The sequence below is a fragment of the Paraplanobispora takensis genome, assembly GCF_016863195.1.
In the GTDB taxonomy this organism is placed as follows: domain Bacteria; phylum Actinomycetota; class Actinomycetes; order Streptosporangiales; family Streptosporangiaceae; genus Planobispora; species Planobispora takensis.
The window spans coordinates 1-13,152 of record NZ_BOOK01000094.1 but is presented as its reverse complement, the minus strand read 5'-3'; the positions used below and the strand labels follow the sequence as shown (position 1 = coordinate 13,152).

Below are 13,152 nucleotides of genomic sequence, written 5' to 3'. Positions count from 1 at the left end.
GCACCAAAATCCGGTCCGATCCTCCCCGAAGGTCAACGTGCCAGTCATGGGACAGCGAGCGGAAGCAACAGCATGGGAGCCGTACACAATGGGCAGCAGGCCGCCGTTCGGCTTCTCATCCGCTGGAGGCTGGGGCCGGAGCGCATCACGCTTCCCACCCTTGCGGCGCACCCGGAGCACTCGCCTACCATCGAATACAATCGTCCATGGCATTCACAGCGTCGCTGATTGTTCCATATTCAGCGGCCGATGAGGGATCTCGCGGGGTCTCGATGCGATACGCGCCGCTTGACAATGGCGTGACCCAGACTTCATCCAGCGATCTTACAAGGGGGTCACGCGCGAGACGTAGTCTTCCATGGCTTATATACGGAAAGCGCCTCCGAAGGGACTGGTTCGCGCGGACGGCCCAGAGCAAAGGTCTCAGCGAGGCATAAATGTCTTCATTGAGAAGCAGATCCCATTGCGTTTCGACGGGATCTCCTTTCTCGTATGCCTCGGCAAGCGGGTCGTATGACATGAAGGGGAATCGTGTGGCTAGATCGCTTAGGGATGCGCCGTTCAGCCATGCGGAGATCATCTCCATCGCCGATTCAAGACTTGTGGTACTGCCCGACGTCCACGAATGCGTCTCTGTCGATACGGAAATGTAGAAGAGTCTTTTTTCTGCGCCTAGCAGCACTGAGATGATTCCGCGATCCGAATGTATCTTTGCGGTGGTGAAGCGCCCGTCTCCAGGATGAACAGGAACGTCGAAGGGCATCCTCTTCGACAGGGCAGCCCTGATGGCTCCTGGCAAGCCGCCTATCGCTGCCAGCTCTGGATAGAGATCTTGGTTAACTTTTGCATGTGCCTCGGATTCCGGCATTACTTCCTCTGGCTCTGCGTGCTGGACTTTAGTAGATGCGTACCGCCTAGGACTTCAGCAGGGGAGATCCCTAAGCCTGGGGAAGGAGGCCCAGTCCGGCTCGGGAACGGTGACTTTATCTCCATTATCACCGTAGAAGTGGATCGAGTCCCAGGACCTACGCCCATTAGCGACAGCTCTTGCGATCCAACCCATCTCTTCTTCGGTGGCATGGGGCAGCATCTCTCTACTTAGTCCCCTCTTAGCCATTTCGGTGAAGCTTCCGCTAAATCCCTTCATGTTCACATGCAGCGAGATGCTGCCGTTTGCTATGGCCTTCTGCACAGGAGCTTGCCACTCATCAGGTCCATAATTCAGAAAATGCTTTACACCCCTGTCGTTGGCAAATTTCTCCGTGCCATGATAACGGTACCCCAGTGCAACGTCGCCAGGATCGTCGTTGTGAACGAGAACGGCCTGGTTGCCTGCGAGAACATGGTAAGTGTGGCAGTGCGGCCCCGCAGCCTGCGTTAACGCAGTTCAGCCTGCGCGATCACCTCCATATTCGTCGTTCCGCGTCCAGCGTTGTCCGTGCCCGTTGCCGTCACCGTAGCCGTCAGCGCGCATGTGGTCGTCATTCCGCTGGCGCTGTTATATCGGGCTTCCGGTGCTCTCGCGATGCCGGGTTTCCGTCTTCCACGCGCAGTCCTCGGCCTGGGTGGTCATCTCCTCGTCGGGCAGGCTCCGCCATGCCGGGCCGGACGCCCGGGGTCAAGCCGTCGTTCGCGTGTACATGTTCCCGGTGACCTTCCGCCTCGACTGGTTGCCCTGCCCGCACACGACGGCTTGATCCCGGGCGGCTGATCTGGCGTCCCTTGTGGTGACCGACGAGGGGGTGACCACCCTTCCACGCCAGCCAATCCCCCATCTCCGAGGAGGGCCGGGGTACAGGGGCGGAGCCCCTGGGTTGTCAGCTTCTCCGGCGTGGCCTGGCCCGTCGCCTTCATGGTCCTGTTACCGCTGCCGTTGGCAGGGTGCTTCCTCGGCTGCGGCGCCTGGTCGGCAATGTGCGCGTGGGCGGCGCCGGTCGCGACCGGCCGGAGAGCCGCAGCGCGGCCGGCGACCGCCCGACGCGCGGCGGGCCGCGGAGCGGGCCGCCTTTAACGACCTCTAACCGTAGCCGTCAGGAAACGATCACGAGCGCTGTAGCCGTCAACTTAGCCGTCAAAGACTCCGAACTCCGCAAAAATTCGATTGAGAGAGAATCTCAATTCAATTTAGTCATTGATCCCAAGGTACACTCATAGACTTCAAGCGCACATACACCCTGTCCACATACGACTCTCCAAGAAAATGCGACAAGCCCTCACTTAACGTCAAGCCAGCATCTCCATCGAGGGCATCGGCGACAAATTCGCTTCGCCTACTTTGAGCAGGATGTAGCCGCATAGAACGAAGCCGATCGTCCCTCATATTCCCGATCCACAGGTTAGGGATAAGCAATTCTGATCGGCCATCAGAATCCTCCCACCCGACTACGGAAACCATGCATAAATAGTCACATGAACGATCCTCATAGTAGTCGCGCGAATATTCAACCACCTTCACCATGTGAGCTACTGCAGCACGAATCAGCACACGATTCTTCTCTGACACACACAGAGTATCCAAGAACTCCAACTGAGCATATCGCGAGTACAGCGGCACTTCCTCGAACGGATCCGCCTCCATGAGTTCGCCGAATTGATCCAACCCTTCATCGCGAATTAGGCGAACAAGTTCTGTCTTGAAACGAGGATCAAGATCTATGGTCACTAGCAGTTCCATCCATACTGCCGCAGCCATTCGTGAGTCTTTTCGCTGTACTTAGGATCTCCATCATGGAAGGTCCCATCCTGGTTCAACGCTGGCGAACCCCTACCCTTCTTTTGAGCATGCCACTTACTTCCAGGAATCGACTCCTCCGGCGCATCAATTCTATGAACTTCGGACGGCCCCCTACCGCGAAGGACTTCTTTCTGCGCGGCCCTTGCCAGCCAATCTTGCCAATACTCGCCCCATGCCTTGCGATTCTTTTCCACTTCTTCCGGATCAGGGAAATTGGAATCTCCTAGGGCATCCCTACCCGGTCCATCGTTGTGGACAAGGATGGCTTGGTCGCCTGCTACCACATGGTAGGTGTGAAGGTCAGCGATCGACAGGTTGTAGACGCGCTGGGTGGCGGTCCGCTTCTCAACAGCGGTGATCTGGACGTAGGTACCAGCCGAGGTCTTCAGCCACATGCCGGACTGGAGCTCTCCCGCCGTCAGCCAGCTGTTCAGCGAAGGTACCCAGAAGGGGTGGTTGTCAGTGGCGATGACGGCATCGGTGTCGCTGCCACCGACCGAGACCTTCACCAGTCCCTTGGCGCCATTGCCGACGATCAGGCGGGTCACGCGCTTGGCTGCGGTCTGTCCTGTTTCGGGGTCGGCGGCCAGGACGTAGTCGCCGACCACGACGTCTTCGATCGGCTTGGTGCTTCCGTCTGCCATGAGCACTTTGGTGCCGGCGGCGAAGCTGTTGCCGGGGTCGCATGACACCGGGGGGGCTGGGGGCGCGTCTGGATACGGATCGCTTTCGCCGCCAGACTCAGGAGAGTTGCCTGGGTTCGGGACACACCCACCTGCGGAAACTGAATAGACGAAGCCGAGAACTCCGTTGCATTCTCCGGGAGAATGTCCTGAACCGCCGGGGACGCATCCTCCTACGGAGGAGGAGTACGAGAAACCGACAGATCCGTTACATGACTCCTCACCGCAAGGCCGATAGCTTCCTTCTCCGCAGCCGGCCCCATTTCCCTCACCATCACCAATGGTGTTGACAACATCGTCGGCCGGATGACCGGTGTAGTCCCCCAGACATGGCCCGGTTTGGCACGCCTTGTCTTTCTCCTCCTGCGTAGGCCCGGAAGGCTTAATTCGAACAGTCGTTCGCGTAAGGGTGATAACTACTTCATTCTCTTTCCCCTTCGGGGGCCTGGGGTTCCCACAGCCTCCCTTAACTGCGCATGGATTGCAGTTTCTGCTACATCCCCCACTGCTCCCGTTCCCGTCCCCATTCCCTTTCCCATTACCGTTAGGGACGGTTTCCGAAGGTTGCCTATATCTCGGATTTTCGTATCGCAGATCTGGAGCGCGCCCTTGTGATCCTCGCGGGCTATTTCCAGGCCGAGAGTTATTATTAGCGGCGCGCTCTCTGGCAATCCTGTCAAGCTCTCTCCGATACGGTTCCATATTAACTGGCTTGTTTAGGCTCCCCACCAACCCCCATGGCGATCGCTTTGCTAAGAATTTAACACCGGACAATATTTTCGATCCGAGAGACGGACTCTGCGGCTTTGGGAGAGAGGGCGCACGACACGGTACATAGGTACCGCATTGCCCCCCGCCGGGAACAAGATGACCTGTCGGGTCAGTGTTGGTGAGCGGGCTACCGTTGGCATAGGTATAGCGGTTGGCCTGAATGGACGGACTCGGGTTGAGCGTCCAATCGTCACGGGAGGCAAAGCCGCCCGTGCCGGGCTGGTACCAGCGGGCGTGCATGTTGACCTTGCCGGTGTCCGGGTCGGTGTACTCGCCCTGATAGCCCATCGAGCGCTTGGTGCCCGTGGTGTGGGTGACCTGACCGAACGGATCGTAGGCGGCCGAGTCGACCAGCGTGGTGCCGGAGAAGGTGCCCACCACATCGCCGTGCAGGTCATTGAGCACGGCCAGGGCCGGGCTGCCGCCTTCGGTTAGACTCAGCAGGCCACCGAAGGCGTCGCGGCCGTACTTGGCCTGGATCGCCCCGGCGCTGTCGGTGATGACGCTGATGTCGTTGCTGAGGCCGGAGTAGACAAACCGCTGCTGCTGGGTGCCCTTGATACGGGAGGCGACTCGGCCTAGGGCGTCATAGCCGTAGCGGGTCTCCCCATCGGTGATCAGCCGGTCGAAGGCGTCGAAGACCAGGTTCTTGGTGACACCATCCTTGGTCTCGGTGGCGATCGTGCCACGGGGGCTGTAGGTGTAGTCGACTCCGCCGCCGGAGAGCAGCCGGTTGCGCTCGTCATAGACGAAGCTTTGATCACCGGCCTTGATCCGGTTGCCTGCATCGTCCCAGGCGTAGTCGACCGTCTTGCCGTCCGGTCCGGTCCAGGAGGTCAGCCGACCGGCGTGGTCGTAGGAGTAGGTGTTGTTGCCGGCGCCGGCGGTGCCCGAGGTGATTTTGGCGGTGAGGTTGTCGTCCTTGTCCCACCCATACGTGATCTTCGCCAGTTCACCGCCGCTGCTGCTCTTGAGCGTCTGGGAGGTGAGCCGGTCAACGGCGTCGTAGGCGAAGGTCTGGGTGTTAACCGGGTTGGCCGAGGTGAGGCTGGTGAGCCGGTCGGCCTTGTCGTAGCCGTAGGTCCAGGTGCGGCCGGTGACCGGGTCGCTGGCGGTCTTGAGACGGTTGGTGTTGTCCCAGGTGAAGGCGGCGGTTCCGGTTGGATCGACGCGCTGGGTGACGTTGCCCAGGGGGTCGTAGCTGTAGGCGGCCACCTGGTTGCCGGATTTGGTCAGCTTGGTCAGCAGGCCACGGTCGTTGTATTCCAGGCCGTAGTCGCCGATCGCGCTGGGCCGGCTGGCCGCGTCATAGGCATAGGTGCGCTCGGGGGTCTCGACCGCGGCGCCGCTGCCGCGCTCGGCGACCATTCGGTTCAGGTGGTCGAAGGTGCGCTCGATGCGCACGCCACCCGGCTGCAGCGTGGCGGTGTTGTTGCCGGCGGCGTCGTAGATCTGGGTCCAGGTGCGGTCGGCGGCATTCGGGTGGGCGGTGGTGGCCGGTTCAATGAGCGATTCGACCAGGCCCAGGCTGTTGTAGCTGGTCCAGGTGGCATGCCCGCGGCCGTCGGTCAGGCGGGTACGCGCGCCGGTGGCGTCATAGCCGAACGTGGTGGTGATCGACTTATCAGCCGAAACCGGTTCGATCAGCTTGACCGGTCGGCTCAGCGCGTCGTACTCCCGCCGGGTGATGTGACCTTCGCCGGAGGTGCGGCTGGTCGGGTTATCGGCCGCGTCGTAGCCGAAGCTGAAGCTGCGTACCGTGGCCCCGGAGCTGTCGAGATCCTTGGCGCCGGTCTGCCGTCCGGCCGGGTCGTAGCTGGCCTCGGTGGCGTTGCCCAGGGCGTCGGTGACCTTGGCCAAGCGCCCCAGCGCGTCGTAGCCGAAGGTGGAGGTGTTGGTGTTGGAGTCGGTGATCTCGGTGATCTGGCCGGCGGCGTTGACCGTGTAGTTGGTGGTCTTGCTGCCGGGCGCGACGGTCTTGGTCAGGTTGTCGGCATGGTCATAGGTGAGCCTGGTGGTCAGCGCGGCCGTGGTGGGCTTGCGCTCGATCGCGGTCTGGGTGATTGGACGGCCGAGATCGTCGTAGGTGGCCTCGACACGGGCACCGGTTGGATCGACCGCTGCTAGCTGCTCGCCGAGAAGGTCGTACTCGACTATCCCGATTCCGCCGGGGCCGGAAGGGCCGGGCTCGGTTACCCGCACCGGATTGTTTAGAGCATCGTATTCGATGGAGGTCGCATACCCGCGCGGGTCGGTGATCGTGGTGATGCGATCCGCCGCGTCATAGGCGTAGCTGATCTTGGGGGTGAGAGCGTTGCCGCTCGGCGGAGTATAGGCGGGGGCGATGACCGAGGTAAGGCGGCCAGACTTGTCAAAGGTCGAGGTGACCGTACGCCCCTCGGCATCCACTACATGGGTCTGCAGCCCGGTGGTGTTATAGCCGTAGCGCAGCGTGGGCCGGCCATCGGTAGCTGAGTCGTTCTTTTCGATCTTCACCTGTGGTGAGATCTGCTCCACCAACTGGCCCAGGGCGTCATAACGCAAAGTGGTGGTGAAGTCTGCCGCGTTGGCGCCGGCGGTGTGGCCGCGCGGGTCGGTCTGCTTGACCAGCAGGCCGCGCTCGTCATAGGTCCAACTGGAGACCAGGTCGTTATCGCCGTTTTCTATGGTCTGCCGGGTGACCTGGCCCGACGTGTTATAGGCATAGTCGATGGATTCAACCCGGCTACTGCCTGCGCCGGTGAAGGCCTTTGTGGTGAGGTTGCCAGCCGCGTCATAGCTGTAGGCGGTCTTGCGCTTGAGGGTGGCCGGATCGAGCATGGTGGAGCTCACTCGGCCGGCGGCATCGTAGACGTAGTCGGTGGTGGCCTTGCCGCCACCGGCTACCTGCTTGGTCAGCTGGCCGGCCGCATCATAGGTGTTGTCCACCAACACCACGTCGGCCGGAGTGGTAGAGCCGTTCAGCCGGACGTCGTCAGCAATCACCTGCGACAGCAGGTTGTCGGTGAAGTAGGTGTAGGTGGTCTTACGGCCCATCGCGTCGGCTCGAGTGGCCAGCCGACCGCCCGGGTCGTAGCTGTTGGACTCCAACACCACGTCTTTGGCGGGTTGCGGAGCGACCGGACTGCCGGTCCAGTTCTTGAGCGTGGTGGTGAATAGCTCTCCGCGCTTGGTGTAGGCAAAGGTACGAACCGTGCGCAACGGATCGGTCGCCGAGATCTGGGCGCCGGTGACGTCCCAAGTCGAGCGAGCCACTCCGCCTTCTGGGTCGGTCACTGATTCGGTGCGGCCGTTGGCGTCGTAGGTGTAGGTGGTCGTGCGGGCCGGGTCTCCGCCGGTCAGGTCAGTGAGGGCTTCGGTGAGGATGTTGCCGTCGGCGTCATAGGTGTAAGCGGTCTGAGCGGTATGGGTAACGCCGGTGATTTCGTTCTTCACTCCTGGGCTGGTCTGGGTCAGCAGCCAGCCGAGTCGGTCATAGCTGAAGGTAGAGGTGACTCCATCGGGGTGAGCTTCGGAGATCTCGGTGCGGGAGATCATCCGGCCCAGCGCGTCATACGCGAATGTGATCTTCAAGCCGGTCGGGGTGGTCTGCTCGGCCAGGTCACCAGCGGCGGTGTAGCGGTAGCTGGTCTCATCACCGCGGGCGTTCTTTTGCGACTTCAGCAGGCCGGCCGGGGTGGTGCCGCCGCCAATGGCCGCTTCGCTGCCGTCGGTGTAGGTCGAGCTGGCCGTACGGCCGTTGGGGAAGTCGGTGGTGGCCGGGGTGGTCACCTTGGTCATTTGCCCGTGCGAGGTGTAGTCGTAGGTGGTGGCGTAGGTGGCATCGGTGGCGCTGGTCGAGCGGGCGTCCCGGCTGGCGGTCACCTTGTCGTTACGCGGGTCGAATTCATCGGCGCTGTTGCGGTAGTAGCTCTGGTAGCGGGTCTGGCAGTTATTGGCCGCCCGGCAGGTGGTGACCGCCGTGGTGTTGCCGCGAGCGTCGTTGACCCGTTTGGTGGTGACGTTGTTGGGGTCGGTGATTCTGGACAGGAAGCCGCCGGTGTCGTAGCGGTAGGTGGTGGTCTTGTCCAATTGGTCGGTCTTGCTGACCAGCCGGTAGCCGCGCCAGGCGTCATGGGTGTAGCGCAGGGTGTTGTTCTTGGGGTCGGTGACCGTGATCGTGGATAGGCCGGTGGTGGCGTCGTAGGTCAGCGCGCCCGGCTTCCAGGTGCCACCGTGCTGGTCGGTGTGGGTCTTGAGCCGGTCGGTTGCCGCATCATAGGTGTTGGTGACCCAGATGCGCTCCGACGGCAGTGTGATCTTGGTGAGCTTGCCCGGCCCGGCGGCCTGGGCCGCGTGGTGGGCCTGGATCTCTTGCTCGGTCAGCGGCTTGTCATACAGCGCCACCTCATCGATGTGGCCGGTGTAGGGCAGCGCGCGCGAGGCCGGCACTGCCGGCCAGCTGTCGTAGAGCTCTCCGGCCGCGATGATGGAGTAGTCCACCTGCTTGTCGGTGGGGGTGCCGGTCAGCACGCCGACTTTTTGACCGTCGAGATACATACGCTGCTCGGTCGCGGTCAGGGTGAGCACCACATGGTGCCAGGCACCGTCGTTGACCGCCGCGGTCGAGGTGATCGGCGCGATCGGAGTGCTGCCTTGTACCTTGCGCAGCTGGCCGCGCAGCTTGCCGTCGGTGCCGATGTACACCAGGCCCTCGTCGCTGAATGTAAATTCATCAGCGAAGCTGCTCAGCTGCAGTACGATGCCGGGCTTGCTGGTTTTGAACCAAGTCTCGAAGGAGACAGCGCTGCGCAGCTTGTTCCAGCTGTCACGGGGCAGCTCCAGGCTGGCCTGGCCGTTGAAGGCGGCCGCGGTGTCACTGGTGCCGGCCAGCGCGCCCGGCTGCTTTAGCGTGGCATCGCCATAGGTGGCCTTGCCCGCACCTCGCCCGGAGTCGGCCGCATCAGTGCCGGTGGCCTCGTTCAGCCGCCAATATCCCAGCGGGTCGGAGTCGAGCACGCTGCTGCGATATAGCGAACCTGGAGCATAGTCGATGCTGGTGCAGGCAGGCGTGGCCGTGGGCGCGCACACCTTGGCCAGCTGATCACCCTGGTAGGTGTAGGTCCACGTCAGGGTCTGGCCGTCGACCGGCGGGGTGGACACCGAAGCTACGTGCGCGCCGTTCCAGGTGAAGCTCAGAAACCGGCCGCCCGGCGCGGTGACCTTGCTCAGCTTGCCATCGGTGCCGTGCTCCAGCTCCAGCGTCCGATTGTCCGCATCGGTGATTTTCGTCAGCCGGCCCTGGGCGTCGAACAGATACACGGTGGAGGATTTGTCCATCAGCTTCCACCCGCCGCCGGAGACCTCGGCCAAGGTGGCGTACATGCCCGGCGGCGGCTGGTAGCTGCCATCGCCGTTGGCGGCGAACCGCAGCCGGCGCCCGTCGGGGTAGGTCACCAGCGCCGTGGCCACGCCACTGCCGGTCTCGGGCTGGATCTTCATATCGAAACGGGTCGACCAGCCCGCACCGAACAAGCCATCGGTACGGAAATCCAGGCTGTTGTAGGAGCGCACGATCGACAATGGCGGCCCGGCACTGACCACCACTGCATCGGTGACGGTGGTGGTGTAGTTGCCGGCGAACTGGTGGAAGTCTTGGCCGTTGACCCCGCGCGTGGCCAGCTGGGAGGCGATCACGGGCTGACGCACCCCGGTAGTGAAGGTACCCACATCCGTGGTGGCGGTCTGATTGCTGTGCAGATCTTCGATCTCCACCGTCCACCAGTACTGCTTGCTCCAGGCCAGCTTGCTGGCGGCGGGAATGCGCCAAGTGGCCTGTCCGTCTTCGGGCCCGCCATCCGCCTCGATCGCCGGGGAAGACAAACAGCCGCTGCCGGTCATGTTCTCGTTGTCACAGACTTTGAAGGTGAACTCGACCGGATAGAAGTCATCATTGCTGTGGCCCCCGGCCATCAGCAGCGGGGTACGGGAATCCACCAGCAGCTGATCGGTGGGATGCACCTGCCACACCGAGGGCGCCTGACCGCCCGGGTCCGGCGGAGAGCCTGTGTCGCACCATCCCCGGTCCGCCCAGCGGGAGTCCTGGCCCGGACGGATGTACGGCATCACATCGACCTGGGCCTGCCACAGCTTCGGCGCGATGGATCCACCGTTGGAGACGACGATGCTGCCCGCCGGGTAACGCTGGGTCTCGTTGTAGGCCGGATAGGCCGAGCAATAAGCGGCAGCAGCCAGGCTGCGCTCCTCTTCTGGCACCGCCCCCTTGGGTGAAGAAGCCTTGGCCTTGGAATCGGGCACATCTACCGTGCTGGTCGTGACCTTCTCCGACACCAGCGAGGGCAGGCCTGCGGCCGAACCCGACAGTTGATCCGGGGTATCCGGTGGCGCTGACACCTGGGTGATCGGCCGCACCACCGCAGTAACCGGAGTGGCGTGCAATGTCAGCAACCCCGGCGCCAGTACCACCACCAATGCGGCGTTCACCCAGGTGTTGCGAGTCGCCAAACGCGGCCATGACAAAGTCCGGCGCATACGCCGTCACCCTCCGAGCCACCCAACGCAACAACCAGCGCTGTCGCGTTACCCCACCCCGCTAACCCGCCTTGGCCAAGTCAGGAGCAGCGGTTCGGAGTGATCAACACAGCAAACGATCAGAAGGTACATGCGGACGGACCACACCACAAGATCTACATAAGCAACAAATAAGGCATGTACTCAGAATGTATTAGGAAGGGTCGATTTCCTGATGCACAGCTACATATAGTGAGGAAAAGGACACAACCGCTAAAACCTTCCGTAGCCGTCCCTGTGCGGTGCGCTGGCGATAAGGTAAAGCCGGTCTCCCATTCGATCACCCGGCGTAGACGGCTTCCAGATCCTGGAGATCACGTCCGGCCGGCTGCCCGGCGGGTCCCTGTGCATCTGCGGTATTTCGTTCCAGTCTGTTACCGGCGTCCCTTGCGTTGACGGTCCCTGCACAAGAGGCAGTCACAATGTCTCCTCGCAGTATATGGTGCGGCCGTCCGCGCACACCAGCATGGCGTGTTCGGTGATCAGGTCTTGTCGATCCCACCGACCGGCCGCTTGCCTTCGGAGTCGACGCATTCGCGGTTCTCGCACCGCACCCGGCCGTAGGCGCGCACCAGGCGCACGCTGAAGGTGTGGCAGTATGGCGCGTCGGCGGCAGCTGGCTGCGGGGCGCGCACAGCGGCTCCCACCTGTCTTCTTCGCCGATGTCGCGGACCTACCGGGCCTGGCATACCCAGCCGTCGAGGGTGTGGGCCGCAGCATGGGCGATGTCGTCGGGCACACCGTGCACGAGGTGGGCGATCGCCTCCAGGGACGCCAGGGTGTTGGCGTCCGAGCCGCCCCGGCCGGTCTCCTGCGTGACCAGTCGCCGGCTGGGGCGGCCGTCGCGCCGGCCGACGACGCATGCCCCGCCGTGGCGGTCCCGATAGCGACCGCAGAGGTTGCAAGCGTCGGCGATGCGCCACAGGATGCCGCGCTCGCACCGCCACCGATCATCGACCTCGCCGTCCGGCATGCTCTCGCGACGCTCGGCCGTGGTCCCGGCCACGATGGACGGCGCCATGGAGGCACCATCCCCCGGATCCCACGACGAGGTCCAGCCACGAGGGCGGGGTACAACACCGGATCGGCATGGCCATGGTGCGCAAGCCCCTGGTACCGCAATCAGGCCCGATCACCGCCGTCGGGTGCAATGTTCTGAGGGCCCTCGCCCCGAGGTCACTGTCAGCTTCATTGCGGAAGGACGGACGTGGTGTGGCATCTCTCTTGCGTGACTAGGAGCTGTCTGGGGTTCGGATCTAGGTGTGACCCAGTGGCGGGCTGGCCGCGGCTGGTAGAACTTGGACGTGGCGCGCTTTGATGTGACGGATGCCGAGTGGGCGTTGATCGAGCCGTGTCTGCCGGTGGCGGCCACCGGGCCGCTGCCGCGGCGGGCACGGGATCAGTTCAACGGGATCTTGTGGCGGTTCCGTACCGGGTCCGGCTGGCGGGATGTCCCCGAACGCTACGGGTCCTGGTCCACGCTCTACTCCCGGTTCAACGCCTGGGCCAAGGCTGGGGTGTTCCAGGCCCTGATGGAGGTGTTGATCGCCGAGGCTGCCGCGCGCGGGCAGGTCGGGCTGGAGCTGGTCAGCGTGGACTCCACGATCGTGCGGGCCCATCAGGAGTCGGCCGGGCTGGCGATCGCCGGGGAGACCCTGGATGCGCTGGAGCAGGCGCTGACCGAGGAAAAGGGGGCTGCGCTGGCGCAGCAGCCACCGGTGCTGCGGGTGATGCGCCGCCGGTCGCACTCGGCGCGAACGGCAAGGGCGGTCCGGACGCGTCGGCGGAGCACGATCGCGCCGCCACGCGCCGCCGCCGCAGGGCCCGGGCCACGGCTGCCGGGCTCGGCCGCTCCCGGGGCGGGCTGAGCAGCAAGGTTCATGCCGCGGTCGAGGCCCGAGGGTTGCCGCTGGCCTTCGTGCTCACGCCCGGCCAGGCCGCGGACTGCCCGCGGTTCATCACCGTCATCGACAAGATCCGCGTTCCCGGTCCGGTCGGCCGGCCCCGCACCCGGCCGGGCGCGGTCGCCGCAGACAAGGCGTACTCCTCCCGCGCCAACCGCACCTATCTGCGGAAACGCCACATCAAGGCGGTCATCCCGGAGAAGAAGGACCAGGCGGCCAACCGCAGGAAGAAGGGCAGCCGGGGCGGCCGGCCCGTCGGCTACGCCAGCGATCTCTACAAGGAGCGCAACACCGTCGAACGCTGCTTCCAGAAGATCAAGACTTGGCGCGGTCTGGCGACCCGCTACGACAAGGCCCCGGAAAGCTACGAGGCCGGGCTGTATCTCCGAGGTTCGGTCATGTGGCTGAAGCTCCTCACCTCAACCGCATGATCCGAACCTCGAACAGCTCCTAGTTGCGTGACAACCGCAGCGGACTTCTGCGGACCTGT

5 protein-coding genes and 1 pseudogene are annotated in these 13,152 nt (G+C 63.4%); 1 reads left to right on the top strand and 5 read right to left on the bottom strand.

Features of this window, described 5'->3' with window-relative positions; translation table 11 throughout:
- Positions 1 to 184: 184 nt before the first annotated feature.
- From Pta02_RS40060 to Pta02_RS40040, 5 genes are all read right to left on the bottom strand, one after another.
- Entirely contained in the window at positions 185 to 868 is a 684-nt protein-coding gene (locus Pta02_RS40060) for a DUF6193 family natural product biosynthesis protein (RefSeq protein ID WP_203880280.1), read from the bottom strand.
- 1,260 nt (positions 869 to 2,128) lie between these two features.
- Positions 2,129 to 2,674 carry an Imm15 family immunity protein gene (locus Pta02_RS40055; protein WP_203880279.1) on the bottom strand — a complete coding sequence of 182 codons (546 nt, stop codon included), beginning with the start codon at positions 2,672 to 2,674 and terminating at the stop codon, positions 2,129 to 2,131.
- A complete protein-coding gene (locus tag Pta02_RS40050; protein WP_203880278.1) occupies positions 2,662 to 10,671 on the bottom strand; it encodes a polymorphic toxin-type HINT domain-containing protein in 8,010 nt (2,669 codons plus the stop codon). Before Pta02_RS40050 ends, Pta02_RS40055 begins: the two co-directional genes overlap by 13 nt.
- Positions 10,672 to 11,240: 569 nt before the next feature.
- Entirely contained in the window at positions 11,241 to 11,405 is a 165-nt protein-coding gene (locus Pta02_RS40045; RefSeq protein WP_203880277.1) for a hypothetical protein, read from the bottom strand.
- Positions 11,406 to 11,431: 26 nt separating this feature from the next.
- Entirely contained in the window at positions 11,432 to 11,779 is a 348-nt protein-coding gene (locus Pta02_RS40040) for a hypothetical protein (RefSeq protein ID WP_203880276.1), read from the bottom strand.
- A gap of 283 nt (positions 11,780 to 12,062) precedes the next feature.
- Here Pta02_RS40040 and Pta02_RS40035 point away from each other — a divergent pair.
- Positions 12,063 to 13,093: pseudogene (locus Pta02_RS40035) on the top strand (IS5 family transposase).
- Positions 13,094 to 13,152: the final 59 nt, after the last annotated feature.